General features: G+C 68.2%; 15 protein-coding genes. 3 read left to right on the forward strand and 12 right to left on the reverse strand.

Features of this window, described 5'->3' with window-relative positions:
• Positions 1–5: 5 nt before the first annotated feature.
• From AC5P66_RS18870 to AC5P66_RS18905, 8 genes are all read right to left on the reverse strand, one after another.
• Positions 6–596 carry an HAD family hydrolase gene (locus AC5P66_RS18870; RefSeq protein ID WP_005418147.1) on the reverse strand — a complete coding sequence of 197 codons (591 nt, stop codon included), beginning with the start codon at positions 594–596 and terminating at the stop codon, positions 6–8.
• Between the two features lie 78 nt (positions 597–674).
• Positions 675–2,741 carry a methionine--tRNA ligase gene (gene metG, locus AC5P66_RS18875; protein ID WP_099496194.1) on the reverse strand — a complete coding sequence of 689 codons (2,067 nt, stop codon included), beginning with the start codon at positions 2,739–2,741 and terminating at the stop codon, positions 675–677.
• Between the two features lie 101 nt (positions 2,742–2,842).
• Positions 2,843–3,286 carry a DUF2147 domain-containing protein gene (locus AC5P66_RS18880; protein ID WP_049415741.1) on the reverse strand — a complete coding sequence of 148 codons (444 nt, stop codon included), beginning with the start codon at positions 3,284–3,286 and terminating at the stop codon, positions 2,843–2,845.
• A 378-nt stretch (positions 3,287–3,664) separates the two neighbouring features.
• Positions 3,665–4,069 (reverse strand): SMU1112c/YaeR family gloxylase I-like metalloprotein, encoded by a 405-nt coding sequence (gene gloA2 / locus AC5P66_RS18885; protein WP_049414434.1) that lies wholly within the window; start codon positions 4,067–4,069, stop codon positions 3,665–3,667.
• Positions 4,066–5,136, reverse strand: a complete 1,071-nt coding sequence (locus AC5P66_RS18890) for a serine hydrolase domain-containing protein (RefSeq protein WP_099496195.1) — start codon at positions 5,134–5,136, stop codon at positions 4,066–4,068. Before AC5P66_RS18890 ends, gloA2 begins: the two co-directional genes overlap by 4 nt.
• A 16-nt stretch (positions 5,137–5,152) precedes the next feature.
• A complete protein-coding gene (locus AC5P66_RS18895; protein ID WP_049438611.1) occupies positions 5,153–7,093 on the reverse strand; it encodes a DUF885 domain-containing protein in 1,941 nt (646 codons plus the stop codon).
• A gap of 94 nt (positions 7,094–7,187) precedes the next feature.
• Positions 7,188–7,976: a queuosine precursor transporter gene (locus AC5P66_RS18900; RefSeq protein WP_049414431.1), complete on the reverse strand. Its 789-nt coding sequence runs from the start codon at positions 7,974–7,976 to the stop codon at positions 7,188–7,190.
• A complete protein-coding gene (locus tag AC5P66_RS18905; protein WP_005418129.1) occupies positions 7,973–8,656 on the reverse strand; it encodes a DUF502 domain-containing protein in 684 nt (227 codons plus the stop codon). The genes AC5P66_RS18900 and AC5P66_RS18905 overlap by 4 nt, the downstream gene beginning before the upstream one ends.
• Positions 8,657–8,732: 76 nt before the next feature.
• On the opposite strand from AC5P66_RS18905, the gene AC5P66_RS18910 reads away from it, so the two are divergent.
• Positions 8,733–10,046, forward strand: a complete 1,314-nt coding sequence (locus AC5P66_RS18910) for a hypothetical protein (RefSeq protein ID WP_099496198.1) — start codon at positions 8,733–8,735, stop codon at positions 10,044–10,046.
• 137 nt (positions 10,047–10,183) lie between these two features.
• Here the strand turns inward: AC5P66_RS18910 and AC5P66_RS18915 are convergent, their stop codons facing one another.
• The 4 genes from AC5P66_RS18915 to trxA form a co-directional block, all read right to left on the reverse strand.
• Entirely contained in the window at positions 10,184–10,636 is a 453-nt protein-coding gene (locus AC5P66_RS18915; protein ID WP_099496199.1) for a DUF4442 domain-containing protein, read from the reverse strand.
• 74 nt (positions 10,637–10,710) lie between these two features.
• Positions 10,711–12,336, reverse strand: coding sequence for a CHASE2 domain-containing protein (locus AC5P66_RS18920; protein ID WP_049414428.1), 1,626 nt, complete (start codon positions 12,334–12,336; stop codon positions 10,711–10,713).
• Complete coding sequence (locus AC5P66_RS18925; RefSeq protein WP_495216549.1) at positions 12,333–14,030, reverse strand: FecR family protein; 1,698 nt, start codon at positions 14,028–14,030, stop codon at positions 12,333–12,335. The genes AC5P66_RS18920 and AC5P66_RS18925 overlap by 4 nt, the downstream gene beginning before the upstream one ends.
• A gap of 107 nt (positions 14,031–14,137) precedes the next feature.
• Positions 14,138–14,995: a thioredoxin gene (trxA, locus tag AC5P66_RS18930; RefSeq protein WP_005418123.1), complete on the reverse strand. Its 858-nt coding sequence runs from the start codon at positions 14,993–14,995 to the stop codon at positions 14,138–14,140.
• 49 nt (positions 14,996–15,044) lie between these two features.
• On the opposite strand from trxA, the gene AC5P66_RS18935 reads away from it, so the two are divergent.
• Positions 15,045–15,224 carry a hypothetical protein gene (locus tag AC5P66_RS18935; RefSeq protein ID WP_143566354.1) on the forward strand — a complete coding sequence of 60 codons (180 nt, stop codon included), beginning with the start codon at positions 15,045–15,047 and terminating at the stop codon, positions 15,222–15,224.
• A 28-nt stretch (positions 15,225–15,252) separates the two neighbouring features.
• On the forward strand, positions 15,253–15,852 hold the full coding sequence (locus AC5P66_RS18940) for a DUF998 domain-containing protein (protein WP_049414425.1): 600 nt from the start codon (positions 15,253–15,255) through the stop codon (positions 15,850–15,852).
• Positions 15,853–15,931: the final 79 nt, after the last annotated feature.

Below are 15,931 nucleotides of genomic sequence, written 5' to 3' on the forward strand. Positions count from 1 at the left end.
TTGGGTTACTTCAGGGGCTTGCCGCGGAACCAGCGCTCGTGGGCCAGCGCCAGCATCGGCTTGTCTTCGGAACTGTCACCGTAGGCATGGATGCGCACGTAGCGCGACAGATCGAACTGGCGGCGGATGTGCTCGACCTTGCGCGGGCCGCAGTCGCCACCGGCGTAACGGCCGGTCAGGCGGCCGTCCTGGCTTTCCAGCCGGTTGCAGATCAGCTGCAGGCCCAGCTGCTCGCACCACGGCCGCAGGTACAGGTCCAGCGAGCCGGACACGATCACTACGGTGTGCTGCTGTTCCTTGTGCCAGCGGATCTGCTCCAGCATTTCCGGGCGCACCACGTCGGGCAGGAACTCGCGCGAGAAGCCTGCGGCCAGCGTGGCGATGTCATCGCTGTGGCGGTCACTGAAGGTCAGGCGGGTGACGCGGGCGCGGATGCGTTCGGCCGAGATCAGCTTCAGCCTGTACGCGGCCAGCCACGGGCCGACTTTCCACCATGCCTGTGCCAGCTGTTCGGCGGTGGCCACGCGGCGCAGGAAGCGGCCATAGGTATCGCAGGTGGTCACGGTGTGGTCGAAGTCGAACAGCGCCAGTTCCATTGCGTTGCTTCCCATCGCGTTGCCTCCGGTGGCCGGTACTGCCGGCGGGCGCGGCCGAGGCCACGCCCGCTGCAGGCATCAGCGGACCGGCATGCCCGGCTGCGCGCCGCTGTCGGCGTCCAGCAGCGCCAGTGCACCACCGTCGAAACCGGCCGACAGGATCATGCCTTCGCTCAGGCCGAAGCGCATCTTGCGCGGGGCCAGGTTGGCGATGAACACCACGCTGCGGCCGACCAGCTTCTCCGGCTCGCCGTAGCTGCCACGGATACCGGAGAAGATCTGGCGCTTGCCCAGTTCACCTGCATCCAGCTCGAAGCGCAGCAGCTTGTCCGAACCTTCCACGAACTCGCAGACCAGCACCTTGCCGATGCGCAGATCGAGCTTGGCGAAATCGTCGATGCCGATGTAGGCCGGCGCGTCGGCGCTCTTTGCGTCGTCCTTGGCCGGGGCCGGGGCGGCCGGCTTGGCGGCGGGGGCAGTGGCAGCGGCCGGCTGCAGGGTGTCCTTGGAGGCGTCGATCATGGCGTCAATCTTCTTCGGGTCGATACGGGTGAACAACGGGGTGTACTCAGTGATGCGGTGGCCGAGCAGCGGCTGTGCCAGCTCGGTCCAGTCGTTCACCGGCGCGGCCAGGAAGGCCTCGGCCTGCGCGGCGGTGGCCGGCAGCACCGGCTTCAGTGCGGTGACCAGCACGCGGAACAGGTTCAGGCCCTGGCTGCACACGGCCTGCAGCTGCGCGTCGGCGCCCTCCTGCTTGGCGATGACCCACGGCTTGACGTCGTCGATGTAGCGGTTGGCTTCGTCGGCCAGGGTCATGGTCAGGCGGATCGCCGCAGCCGGGTCGTTGCGCTCGTAGGCTTCACGGATCGGCGCCAGCCCATCGACGAAGCGCTGGTACTGCGCCGCGTCGGGCAGCTGCGCGGCCAGCCGGCCGTCGAAGCGCTTGCTGATGAAGCCGGCGCAGCGGCTGGCCAGGTTGACGAACTTGCCGACCAGGTCGGCGTTGACGCGGGCGATGAAGTCACCCAGGTTCAGGTCGAGATCGTCGACGCCACCGCCGGACTTGGCGGCGTAGTAGTAGCGCAGCGCTTCCGGCTCCAGGCCGGCGTCGAGGAAGGTGCCGGCCATCACGAAGGTGCCGCGCGACTTGCTCATCTTGGCGCCGTCCACGGTCAGGTAGCCGTTGACGTGCAGGCGGGTCGGCGCGCGATGGCCGGTCCCGTGCAGCACCGCCGGCCAGAACAGGCCGTGGAAATTGACGATGTCCTTGCCGATGAAGTGGTGCAGCTCGGTGGCGGTGCCGGCGCGCAGGTGCGCGTCGAAGTCCTCGCCGAGCTTGCCGCACAGGGTCTGGAAGCTGGACAGGTAGCCGATCGGCGCATCCAGCCAGACGTAGAAGTACTTGCCCGGCTGGCCGGGAATCTGGAAACCGAAGTACGGTGCATCGCGCGAGATGTCCCACGCGCGCAGGCCGCCTTCGGCATTGAGCCACTCGCCCAGCTTGGCCTTCACGCCCGGCAGCGCGACATCGCCGGCCAGCCATTCGCGCAGGAACGCATCGAAGTGGCCCACCTCGAAGAAGAAGTGCTCCGAATCGCGCATTTCCGGCGTGGCGCCGGAAATGACCGAACGCGGCTCCTTCAGGTCGGTCGGTGCATAGGTCGCGCCGCAGACTTCGCAGTTGTCGCCGTACTGGTCGGGGCTGCCACAGTTCGGGCAGATGCCCTTGACGTAGCGGTCGGGCAGGAACATGCCCTTGGCCGGGTCGTAGAACTGCGCGACCGAACGGCGGCTGATGTGGCCGGCCGCTTCCAGCTTCACGTAGAACTGCTCGGTCAACGCCTTGTTGGCCGGCGAATTGGTCGAGTCGTAGTGGTCGAAGGCCACGCCGAAGGCGGCGAAGTCACGTTCGTGGCTGGCCTGGATGTTGGCGATGAAGGTTTCCGGGGTGACCCCGGCCTTTTCCGCGGCCAGCATGATCGGCGTGCCGTGGGTGTCGTCGGCGCAGACGAACCAGGTCCTGCCGCCGCTCATCCGCCGCGCACGTACCCAGATGTCAGCCTGGATGTAGCCGACCAGGTGGCCCAGGTGCAGCGGGCCGTTGGCGTAGGGCAGGGCGGTGGTGACGAGCGCGGTACGGGTCATGGTCGCGGGTGGATCCGAGGGGAACCGCAGATTATCGCATGCCCGCAACGACGTGACCCGGCCGGGGCCGGGTCACGGGGTTGAAACAGGTGCGGGGGCGCTTATTCGCGCTGCCAGGTCTGCGCGCGGCAGATGAAGGCGATGCAGCCGGACACGTCCAGCCGGGTGCCGCCGGGCTGCAGTTCCATCTTCGACTTGTAGGTCTTGCCGTTGGCCGGGTCGAGGATGGTGCCGCCGGACCACTTGTTGGCGCCGTCGGCCTTCAGGTTCCAGAGGATGGTCATGCCCTTCACCGGCTTGTTCCTGTTGGCGCCTTCACAGCCGTCACAGACCGGGTTCGGGCCCTTGTCCGAGTGCAGGATGTCGACCACCTTGCCGGTCAGCGTGCCGTTGGGGGCCTGGGTGATCTCGACGATCGACTTCACCTTGCCGGTCTTGTCGTCGATGGTCTTCCAGCGGCCGGCGGCGCCGTCGGCGGCCTGCGCCGAGAGTGCGGCCAGGCACAGCGGCAATGCCAGCAGCAGGGTCTTGAAGGTCTTGCGCATGGTCCCCTCCCAGGGTTCATTCCGGCACGATGCCGGCATGGGTCGACTGTATACCCATTCGGCGGAGTATGGGGAAGGGGGGCTTTGCAGGGCTGCGCCCTGCACCCGCAGAGGCAACGGCAACAGCCGAAGCAAGCGCAACAGCGAGCTATCCGTGGGATGGCGGGGCGGTGTGGGTGGGCAGGACACGCCGTAAACCCATCCATGGGGGCTCGATGGCGCCATCCATGGCGCCAACGGTCCTGCCCATCCACACCGCCCCACCTCTGACAGATTCCTGCGATCTGCCGGAATGGAACGACCTGCTCTTGGTGGGTGTCGACCTTGGTCGACACGTAGATCCATGCCATGCATGGATGAATCACGATTGAAAAACGCTCAACCGACTTCGTACAGCTCCAGCGGCAGGCCATCCGGATCGGCGAAGAAGGTGAAGCGGCGGCCGGTGTACTCGTCCACGCGGATCGGTTCGCACACTACGCCGTGCGCTGACAGGCGCTGGATGAACGGCTCCAGCGTGGCCACCCGGAACGCAAGGTGGCGCAGGCCCTGGGCCTCCGGGCGGCTGGGACGGGGCGGTGGCGAGGGGAACGAGAACAGTTCCAGCTGGCTGCCGTCGGGCAGGGCCAGATCCAGCTTCCAGGAGTCTCGCGCGGCGCGGTGGTTCTCGGCCAGTACGCGCAGGCCGAGGATACGGACGTAGAAGTCTTTTGAACGCGCGTAATCGCTGCAGATCAGTGCCGCGTGGTGGATGCCCAGCAGGGCGTCGGAACCCGTGTTCATTGCAGGGTGTCCAGCCAGCGCTCGGCGATCTTCAGTGCCAGCGGATAGGGTTCGGGGGCGTTGCGGTTGGTCAGCACGATCACGGTCAAGTGCTTTTCCGGGTGGCGCACGATCACGTTGCGGAAGCCGATGCTTTCGCCACTGTGCCATTGCACCGGGCCGTTCAGGCGCCAGCCGAAGCCGTAGTGCGGTACATCCGGTTCGGGCGTCGATGTGGCCGGGCTGAACATCGCGCGGCGCGAGGCCTTCGACAGCAGGCGGTCGTCGTACAGCGCCGCATCCCAGCGGGCGAGGTCGTCCAGCGAGGAGTAGATCCCGCCATCGCCGAGCACGGCGCTGGTGGTGCTCTGGTCGGTGCGCTGCCAGCGGCCATCGATCCGGCTGTAACCATAGGCACGTGCGGCGATGACATCGACGCCGTCCTGGTGGGCCACGGTGTGGACCATGCCCAGTGGGCGGAAGATGCGCTGCTGCAGGAAGGCGGCGAAATCCTGGCCGGAGGCGCTGCTGACGATCAGTGCCAGAAGTGCATAGCCGCTGTTGCTGTAGTGGTACTGCGTGCCGGGTGCGAAATTCAGGCGGTCTTCGTGCGACAACAGGGTCAGCACGTCGGCGTCATGCAGCTGCCGAGTGTCAGCCGGATCCATCAGGTCTTCGTAGTCGAGCAGGCCACCGGTGTGCGAGAGCAGCTGGCGGATCGTGATGGCCGCCGCAGCCGGTGGCAGTTCGGGCAGCCACTGCCGGGCAGGTTGATCCAGCCCAAGACGGCCATCTTCCACCAGCAGCAGCACCGCCGCAGCGGTGAACTGCTTGCTGACCGAGGCCAGCCGGAAGTTGCTGGCCGGGGTGACCGCGGTGCCGTCCTCCACCACCGCCAGGCCGTAGCCGCGGCGGAACACCGCTTGCCCGTCGTGCAGCACCAGGACTGCAGCGCCGGGTACCTGGCCGTCGTAGGCCTGCATCAGCCCGTCGATGCCCGCATCCGGTGGCGTCAGCACCGGTGCGGCGATACCCGTTGAAGGCAGCAGGCCCAGCACGATGGCGAACAGGGCGACGGCACGGCGCATGGTGGCTCCGGAAGGATCAGGGTGAAGGCGTGGACGTAGTGCTGGCCGGCTGAACCATCCAGCGTTCCATCTTGCGGTCCAGCACGTCCAGCGGCATCGAGCCGTCCTTCAGCAGTTCGGCGTGGAAGCGGCGCAGGTCAAAGGCGGCGCCCTGGCGTGCCCTGGCCTTGTCGCGCAGGGCAACGATGGTGGTCAGGCCGGCGACGTTGGACAGTGCCTGGCCGGGCTGGGCCATGATCCGCTCCACCTCGGCGTTGGCGTCGTCACTGCTCATGTCCACGGTCTTCTGCAGGTAGCTGACGGCCTGCTGCTTGCTCCAGCCCTGTGCGTGCACGCCGGTATCGACCACCACGCGCGCGGCACGCAGCAGGCGCGAGTACAGGTAGCCGACGCGATCGTAGGGATCGGTGTAGATGCCCAGGTCTTCGCCCAGCGTTTCGGCGTACAGGCCCCAGCCTTCGACAAAGGCGAGATCACCACCGAGGCGGCGGAAGCGCGGCAGCTTGGCCAGCTCCTGCTGCAGGCCCAGCTGCACGTGGTGGCCCGGAATTGCTTCGTGCAGGTACTGCACCGGCACGTTCCAGCGCTTGCGGCTGGGCAGGTCGCGGGTATTGATGTACAGCACGCCCGGTTGCCCGGCCGCCGACGGCTGATAGGCGGCAGCGGCGGCGGTCAGTGCGCGTTCCGGCTCCACCGCACGGACCTCCAGTGGTGCCTTCGGCAAGGTATCCAGCACCTGCGGCAGGCGTACGCTGACCTGCTGCTGCACCTGGCGGTAGCGGTTGATCAGCGCGTTGGCATCGCCGTACTGGAACTGGCGGTCGTTGCGCATGCTGCGCAGCAGCTTGGTGGGAGAACCGCGCAGCTTGGCGTCCTTCATTACCGTGGCGATCTGCGCCTGCAGTTCCTGCACGCGCTGTTCGCCCAGCGCATGCAGTTGTGCGGCGGTCTGGTCGCTGGCGGTGGTCTGCACGATCAGGTTGGCGTACCAGGCCTGGCCATCGGGCAATGCGCCCAGGCCGCTGCTGGCGCGTGTGGCCGGCAGGTATTCGGTGGCGATGAAGCCGCGCAGGGCGCGGTAGGCCGGCATGATGCGCAGCTCGATCATGCGCTTGTATTCGGCGCTGATGCGCGCCTTGTCCTCAGCCGGGATGGTGTTCGGCATGGTGCGGATCGGCGACCAGAAGATGCTTTCCTCGGCGGTCGGCTTGATCACCGCATCCAGCTGCGGCAGCACCTTTTCCATCAGGTCGCGCGGCTGCACCACGCCGGCCTTCATGCCCTGGCGCATGTTGTCGATGGCCTGGTCGAACAGCTCGGGAATGCCCAGCGAACGGCGTGACCAGGTGTCGTAGTCCTGCACGGTGTTGAATGGCTGCGCGCCGGCACCGGAGCCGAGGATCGCCATGATGCTGCCGATGTTGTAGTACTGGCTGATCGGCATCATCCAGCTCGGGTAGCGCTCGGCGGCCAGTGATGCGCGCGCGTCGCGCACGAAGATCTCGTAGCTGAGCAGGTCCTGGCCCTGCAGGCCGTCACTGCCGAGCTTCTCGACCTTGCCCAGCCATTGCGTGGTGAAGTCGTGCGACTGCTGGCGCCAGGCGGCGGACAGGATGTTGGGCAGCTGGTCGTTGTAGCGGGCCTCGCCCTGGAAGGTCGCCTGCAGCGGATTCAATCGCATCGAGGCATCCCAGTACTCGTCGTACAGGCGCTCCAGCTGCACCTGCTTGGGTACGGCCCGGGCCGGTGCGACCGGACGCGGCGCGGCGCGGCGCGCCGAACTGCCACGGGCCGGCGCGGTGGCGCGGGCGGGCCTGGCCTTGGGCTTGGCGGCCTGGCGGGTCTGCGCGGCGGCAGGGCGGCTGGCCTTCTTCTTCGCTGCTTCGGCCGACGGCACGGCACTGAACAGGAACAACGCGGCGATGGCGGCGGCCAGTGCGCGGGTGGGATGCGGCATCAGGAGCTTCCGTGGAACACAGACCGTGGAGCTTGCACGATCCGGCCGCGTACGGCCAGCGTGAAGGCGCAGTCAGCTATTTGCCGCTGGGGCTTCAGTCAGCCGCGGCCGCGGCGCGCAGGGCGGCGGCCCTGTCGGCACCCAGGTAGCGGGTGATCGCACGCCGCATCAGGTACAGCAGTGGAATCAAGGCAATCGCAAAGCCCATCTTGTAGATGTAGTTGACGCTGCTGACGGCCAGGAACAGCGAGGTCGGCCAGTGCTGCGGGCCGAGCACGAAGGCGATCCAGATCACCACGAAGCTGTCCACCACCTGGGAGATCGCGGTGGATCCGGTCGCACGCAGCCACACGTGGCGCTCGCCGGTGGCCTGGCGGATGCGATGGAACACTGCCACGTCGATCAGCTGGCCGAGCAGGAAGGCCACCAGCGAACCGGCGATGGTCCACATGCCCTGGCCGAACACCGCTGCGAATGCCGCCTGGTAGTCCGGCACGCCGTGGCCGTCCATCGAGGTGACCCACCAGCTGGCCGGCGCCAGCGAGATCGCTGCGAAGGCGAACAGGAAGCCATAGGCGATCAACACCACGGCCAACCACGAGATGAAGCGCACGCCGCGCTTGCCGAAAAACTCGTTGATCGTGTCGGTCATGATGAACACCACCGGCCACAGCAGGGTACCGGCGGTGAAGCTGAGCGAGCCGGTCTGGCCAAACAGGTTCCAGTTCAGCGGATCGATGCCGAGGGTGTCTTCCAGCGCGAAGATCTTCACCCCGATCAGTTCGGCCAGCACGGCGTTGCCGCAGAAGAACGCGGCCAGCACGATGAACAGCAGGACCGCGCGGTCCTGCAGCGGGCGCTCGATCGGCGCCACGGTGGTCATTCGCTGCGTTCGCCTGCGCGCGTGAACGGAACGCTGGACGGTGCGACTGCACCGCCGGAAATGATGAAGCTCATGGCCTGGTCGACGGTCCAGTCGGTCGGGGTCAGCAGCTCCACCGGCACGATCTCCAGGTAACCCGAGGTCGGGTTCGGCGTGGTTGGCACGTACACCGCGGCCAGTTCACGGTCGGTGCCGTGTTCCTTGATGACGCGGGTGACCAGGCCGACCGACTTCATGTCGCGGTGCGGAAAGTCGATCAGCACCACGCGCTGGGTGCTGCCCGGTTCGGTCTGCAGCATGTCCAGCAGCTTCTTGGCGCTGTCGTAGATGATGCTGGCCAGCGGAATGCGCTTGATCACCGCGCCGACCCAGCGCAGCAGGCGCTGGCCGAGCACGCGGCGGCTGGCCACGCCCACTGCCAGGATCACCAGCAGGGTGGCGAGCAGGGCGATGGTGTTCTGGATCCACTCGGCACGGACCCAGCCGAGGTAATGCGGGAAGCTTGTCGCGATCTGCTCGGAAAGCGGCACCACCAACGGGCTGGAAATGCCCGAAAGCAGCACGAACACGAACTTGACCACGACCCAGGTCAGCCAGATCGGCAGCAGGGTCAGCAGGCCAGTCAGGAACAGGCGCTGCAGGGAGGGGCGGGGGACCAGGGCGGGGGCTTCGAGCGACATGCGCGCATTGTAGCGGCCACGGCCGGTCGATTACGCTGGCCGATCGACTGCGGCAACGATGCATGGAAGGGAAGCTGTGTTGAAGATTCTGCGCGGACTGGGCTGGGCCCTGGCAGGACTGCTGGTGCTGGCCATCGTGGTGTGGTGTGCCTCGCGCATGTGGCCGGTGCCGGAATCACGGCTGCAGGCCCAGCAGCGGTTGCAGGCCCGCCTGCCCGCTGATGGCCGCAACGGCTTTGCGCTGCTGTGGACACTCGCGTTCGACGATCTCGACCCGGGCCAGCGCGATCAGGCGCTGGCCCGGGATGTACAGCGCTGGGAGGCGGATCCGCGCGGCAAGGGCGCCCGTCCGCAGCTGGCAGAGGACCACGTCGAGCTGCGATCACGGCCTTCGGCCAGCTGCGGACCGACCGCCAGTGACTGCCTCGCCCAGGTGCGCGCGGACCCGCAGCGCTTCGTCGATGCCCACGCTGGCCACCAGCAGCTGCATGCGCGCCTGGACCAGCTGGCCGATGCGGATCACTTCGTGTCGCCGTTCCGGCCAAAAGGGGAAGGCATCCTGGTGCCGATGCCGACCTATGGTTTGGTGATCGACGCCACCAGCGCACGCGCGCTGGCCTATCTGCAGGGTGATATCGACGGTGCGCTGCGTGGCAGTTGCCGCGGGCTGCAGCTGGGCCGTCGGCTGGTGACGGGCGGCAGCTACCTGGTGGAGAGCATCATCGGTGCCAGCCTGGTGCAGGCCAATGCCCAGCTGCTGGCCGACATGCTGGTCGAACTGCCAGCCGACCAGCCGCTGCCAGCGGAATGCGAGCAGGCGATGAAGCCGATGCGGGCCGCCGAACAGAGCCTGTGCCGTGCGATGCAGGGCGAGTATGCGATGAGCAGGGCTGCGATCGAAACCTCGGCGCAGGAGTTCGGTGGTGTGCTGGTACTCGATCGCCGCAGCACCCTGGCGCGCGTGGCGGGCAACCTGGGCTGGGCCTGTGGTGCGGCGGCGATGACCGCGCTGGAGGCGGATCGCCCGCTGCCGGTGCCGGCACCGCCGCAGCATGACTTCGGCTGCCTGTCGAACATCATGGGGTGCGTGCTGGCCGATATCGCGGGTCCGGCCTATCCCGCCTATTCGTCAAGGCCCCAGGATGCCGCCGCGATGGTGCGGCTGATCGGTGCGCAACGCTGGCTGCGACAGCAGGCCGAGGACCCTGTGGATGCGCTGAAGCGCTTGCCTGCCCAGTTCCGCTCGCAGGTGCGGGCACCGCAGTTGTCGGCCGATGGCCGCCGCCTGCAGGTACCGCGGCGCTCAGCGCCGCGCAGCACCGGCGAGAGCCCATGGTTGTCGGTACCGTTGGTGGCGGGGGACGCCCCGCCCGCCGCCGCGCGCGACTGAGCAGCGGTGGCCAGTGCGCGCTGTCCTCGTCATCCTCGCGGCTGCCTTCGCTCCGCGTCGCACCGCAGGTGCACACGCGCATACGCGCGCATCGGAGCCTCCCTGGCAGGGCAGCAAAGGACAGCGCCCGCGCCGGATCAGCGCGCGTGTGGCTTCAACCGCAGATAGACCTGCTTGCGCACCTGGGCGACCACCTCGCCGCTTTCGTCGACGACGTCGTTGCTGAACCAGCGCAGCACCTTCCCGCCGCCCGCTGCTTCGGCACGCAGTTCGGCCAGCAGCGCATCGTCGATGCGGAACGAGGTGCGCACCGTGCCCCGGCCAGGCTTGAGGAAATCGATCGCACCGGCGCGGTCCCACACGTAGTAGTCACGGCCGAGGATGTGCAGCAGGCCCAGCATCCAGAACGGATCGGTCATCGCAAACAGGCTGCCGCCGAAATGCGTCCCCACGTAATTGCGGTTCCACGGCCGCAGCCGGAGTTCCACATCGATCTGCCGGTAGTCGGGCGTGATCCGGGTGACGTGGATGCCGGTGAACAGGAACGGTGGCCAGAGGTTGATGCCGACGCGGAACAGGCGGGCGTTCATGCAGATCCGGGAGCGCAGGGCGGGGCGTCCAGTCTAACCATTCGCATGCGTATGTTGCACCCGGGGCAGGGATGTCATGCCCCGCCGTCGATCGTGTACCCGTCGCGGCCGTTCGCCTTCGCCTGATAAAGGGCGGTGTCGGCGCCTTCCACGAAATGGTGGGGCTGCAGTTCGCCGTCGGGCACGCGGGTGAATACGCCGATGGTGAGCGTGACGGTATCGTCGCTGCCTTCGCCCGGCGCCGGCAATGCGCGCACGCAGGCAATCAGGTCCTCGATCACCTGGCGTGCGCCCTCGGCCGGTGTATCCGGCAGCACCAGCGCGAATTCGTCGCCACCGTAGCGTGCCGCCATGTCGCGCGGGCGGCGCGCATGGGCGCCGATCAGGCGGGCGACATCACGCAGCACGCGGTCGCCGACCTGGTGCCCGTGGCGATCGTTATGGCGCTTGAAGTGGTCGACGTCGATCAGCGCCAGGCTCAATGGCTTGCCGCTGCGCCGCGCCGCATCGCATTCCTGCTGCAGCGACTGCTCGAAGCGGAGGCGGTTGCCCAGGCCGGTAAGGGCGTCGCGGTTGGCCTGGCGGTGCCAGGCCGAGATCCGCCACACCGCCCAGACCAGCAGTGCCAGCGTCACGCCCAGCATCGCGCTGGCCGGCGCCCACCACAGGTCACCCGTGCGCAGCAGCAGCCAGCTCAGCAGGGCCGGCATCGGCAACGAACACAACGCGACCAGCCAGGGCAGGCGCAGGCCGAGCAGGATCACGCACAGCGCCACCAGCACACCGCTGATGGCGTGCTGCCAGGCATGCGGTAGAACATCGATCTGCTTGTGCTGCAGCAGCATCGAGGCGATGTTGGCCTGGTACTCGCTGCCGCTCATCCAGAACTCGCGGGTGGTCGGGGTCAGCAGGCGGGGCGCGATGCCGCTGGCCGTCATGCCAACGACGATGCGGCGGCCATGCAGCATCGCCATGTCCACGTGGCCATCGAGAACGTCCGCATAGGACACCTGCGGCAGCCGCTCGGGGGGGCCGGCGTAGCGCACGCGAACGTAATCGTCGCGACGCCATTGATAGGGCGAGCCCAGTTCCGGGTCGGGATCGGGCAGGCCGCGTACGGCACCGGCAGGCAGGTCGGCCAGTGCCAGGCCCAGTGCCGGCCAGTGCGGCTGGCCGATACCTGCGTGCAGATAGACGCCACGGGCGACGCCGTCGCCATCCACCTCGACATCGGTGTGGCCGATGGCGGCAGCACTGGCAGCGATCTGTGGGATCGGCAGCATTTCCTCGGCCATGCGGTCGCCGGCCGCCGGTGCGGCCAGCACCGGCAGCACCACCCGGCCATTGCGTCGGATGGCGGCGGCCAGTTGATCATCCTGTCGGCTGTCACGGCGATCCGGTTCGGACAGCATCAGGTCCAGCGCGACGCGTTCGGCGCCGGCATCGGTCAGGCGGTCAAGCAGGCGTGCATGCACCGAGCGTGGCCAGGGCCACTGGCCGATACGCTGCAGGCTGCCTTCGTCGATGGCGACGATCAGCACGCTGGGATCGGGGCGGTAATCCCAGTTGCCGACCAGCGCGTCATAGGCCGCCTCGTCCTGCCGCCACAGCCATTGTCCCTGGCTGGCCACGATGGTCAGCACGCCGGCCAGCAGGGCCAGCAGGATCCGCTTCGACCATGGCAGCGGCGAGCGCCTCACAACAACAACCAGAGCAGCAGGGCACCGCCACCCGCGCCGTAGCACAGGCGGCACGGCAGCGGGACCTGCTGGGCAGGCGAGAACGCGCTGGCGTGGCCGTCATCGTCGATGTACTGCACGCGTACGTGCAGGGTGCCGCTCCACGGGCGCTTGAAGCTCACCTGCGGCTGGTCCACGGTTTCGTCGACCAGCGGTGCCTTGAAGTCACCGCGGCGATCCACCTGCACCCGGTAGCGCTGGCCGCTGCCGGCCTGCCAGCGCAGCGTCAGCTCGCCGTGTGCGGCCTCGGGCGGTTGCAGTGCCGGGTCCACTGGTTCATTGCTCAGCTGCAGCGGCAACGCCTGGCCATAGCGGCCCTGTCGGCCTTCGCCATCGCGCGAGGCCACGCGCCAGTAGTACTGGCCGGGCGGCAGCGGTTGCGCCAGGCGCAGGTCGGTCGCATGGGTGGCCTGCTCCTGCAGGGGCTGCAGGAAGCTGGGTTCGGTGGCGATCTGCAGGACGCTGCTGCGCGCACCGGGGGCCTGGCTCCAGCGGAAACGCGGTCGGTCGCTGTTGATCGTCTGCCCATGCAGCGGCGATACGGTCAGTGGCGGTGGTGGCTGGTCACCGAGCTCGAAATCGGCGCTGGCATCCAGGCCTTCGACCCCCTGGGCGTCGACCGCGCGCAACAGGATGCGCAGCTGGCCAGGCGGCAGGTCGCCGATCGCCAGCCGGGTGTCGGCGGTGGTGGCGGCGAACAGCAGGATCTCCGGCGTTGCCGCCTGCACTACTTCCACCCGGTAATGATCGGCGCCATTGACCGGTTCCCAGGCAAGCAGGGTCGGCAGCGGCGCCAGGCGCAGCGCGTCATTGCGCAACGCCGGCGCCGGCAGCAGTGCGGAGACCGCAGCGGGCGCCGCATCGGCACTGCTGCTGCGGGTGGCCTGGCCCGGCCGGACCAGGCGCTGGCCATGGGGGTTGCCGACCTGCACCTTGCCCTGCAGGACCTCGGTGGCACCGACGTGCCCGTTATCCCCGGCGCTGACCCGGAACACCGTGCCGCGCACGCTGCTGGTGGCGGTGGGCGCATCGATGATGTAACGCGAGGCGGGACCGCGCGCCGGCGTCACCCGGTTGCTGGCTCGCCCCTGCTGCAGGCGCAGTCGGGTGTCGACCATGCCGGTGTGGCCGTAACGGCTCAGCTGGTCCAGGCGCAGGCGCGAGTACTCGCGCAGCTGCAGGCGCGAGGCATCGGCGAATTCCAGGGTGATGCTGGAATCGCCTTCGGTCTCCACGGTGTCACCGATATGCAGCTGTTCGCCGGCCTGGAGCGCGCGGGTCGCCGTGCCATCGGCGCCCGACAGCGCGACCTTGCCGCGCACGGACAGCACCCGGGCCGGCGCCGGTTCGGTGCGCAGCCAGCTGATCGGGAAGCGCAGCAGCTGGCCCGGCGGCAACTGGTAGGGGTTGTCGATGCGGTTGTGCTGCTGCAGCTGCTGCCAGCGTACCGAGGGCTTCAGGTAGAGCCCGCCCAGGTCCCACAGGGTATCGCCGGGCCGGACGCGATAGTTCCAGTCCTGGGCGCCGGCAAGGGCGGGCATCAGGAAGAGGGCGCAGAGCAGAGCGCCCGTTAAATGCATGGCGAACGACAGAGAGCGGACGACGGTCACAGTTTGCAATCCCGGCAATGCGGGGGTGCAGCTGCAAGACCCCATGGCCCCGACCTCATCCCCCCGAACGGATCGTGGCGACCGCATGGCCACCAGCGCGCGCATTATTGCCCGCGTTCAGTGCAGGGATTCTGAACGGGGCGGGCTCCCGTTCAGAACAGCAGCGACGCCATCCTGCGGCGGTACTGGCCGACCAGGTCCTCGTCGGAGATCACATTGAAGGCGTCGATCAGCGCCTTGCGCGGCAGGCCTTCCTCGAATCCGCGGTCGATCCGCAGCATTTCGAGGAACTGGGCCAGCGCGGCCTCGTCATGACCGCCGAGCAGCAGTTGCACGCCGCGCAGGTGGCGGGCCTTGAGGTCCTTGCCGTCAGCGGCGATGCGTGCCTCCAGCACCTCGGCGGCCGGGGCATCTTTCAGCGCGGCGGCGAAGGCCAGGCGGGCGCGGGCACGCACGGCGCGGTCGTCGGTGGCCAGATTGGCAGGCAGGCCGTCGATCAGGGTGCCTGCCTCGTCCACGCCACCGATCTGCAGCAGGGCCAGGGCCAGGTCGAGCTTCAGTTCATCCTTGTCCGGCTCGGCGGCGATCTGCGCACGCAGCACATCGACCTGCGCCTGCGGATCCAGCGGGGTGTCATCTTCGGGGACAGCATCGCCCACATCGGCCGGTACGATGCCGTGCTGGGCCAGGAACTCACGCAGCTGGCCTTCCGGAATGGCGCCCGGGAAACCGTCCACCAGCTGGCCGCCCTTGACCAGGAACACGGTCGGCACCGAGCGGATCTGGAAGGCCGCAGCGATCTGCTGTTCCTTGTCGACATCGACCTTGGCCAGCTCGAACGCACCGTTGTACTCGGCAGCCAGCTTTTCCAGCATCGGGCCGAGGGTCTTGCACGGCCCGCACCAGGTGGCCCAGAAGTCTACCAGCACCGGCGTCTGCAGCGACTTCTGCAGGACTTCGGCCTCGAAGGTCGCAGTGGTGGCGTCGAATACGTAGGTCGTCTCGGTCATGGGGGAGGCATCGCTTGGCATCTGGAGACCGATTCTATGGTGACGATCGATGTCCGTCTCAACCCTGCCATCACATCGCGCGCGACGCCCTCGGGGGCGCGGCACGCAGTACAGCTCGTGGATCACCCGCATTCCGGAGCTGACCGGCGTGGTGGCCGGGGTGCGCCGGAAGCACCCGGCCTGGCTCGCGCGCTTGGCGCACCGCGTCGCTGCCGCGACAATGCGCTGATCCATTCTTTTCCGGGTGACTGCGCGCAATGTCCATGGTCCGGCTTGATCGTTGGTTGGGACTGCTTGCTGCAGCCGTGTTCGTCCTGGCTGTGTCTGGCTTCGGTGCCGGCCTGGAGGGCTATGCACAGGCCCGCCACCCGGTGGCGCTGCTGGGTGCGCGGGGCGTACCGCATGCGCTGGCCTTCAATCTGCTTGGCTTCGTGCTGCCCGGCGTGCTCGCCGCGGTGGTGGCTGAGCGCCTGCGCCGCAGCCTGCCCGCCACTGCCGGCTGGGCACCGAGGGTCGGCAGCCAGATGCTGCTGCTGGCTGGCCTGGGCTTTGCCGCGATGGGCTTGCTGCCGCTGGATGTGGACGATCTGCATGGGCCGGCCAGCCAGCTGCATGCCAGTGCCTGGATGATCTGGGTGCTGGGCTTCGTCGCCGGGACCCTGTTGCTGGGCACGACGCAGCTGCGCCAGGCGCATGGCCGCGCCCTGGGCGCCCTGGCCCTGGGCTGCGGCGTGCTGGCTGCGGTGGCCGCGTTTGCCGTGCAGGGCGTCCTGCCGGCGCCGCTGGCACAACGGCTGGCGTTCGCCTGCTGGGTGGCCTGGCTGGCCGCCGCACTGCCGCTGTCGCGCCAACGCTGAGACGGCTCCCGGGGCATCGCGGCGCCCACCCCCAGCAGGCAGGATTGGAGACGTTTGCCGCACTGCGGTACGCTGTACC

The organism is Stenotrophomonas sp. YJH_SMC_122, assembly GCF_059369535.1.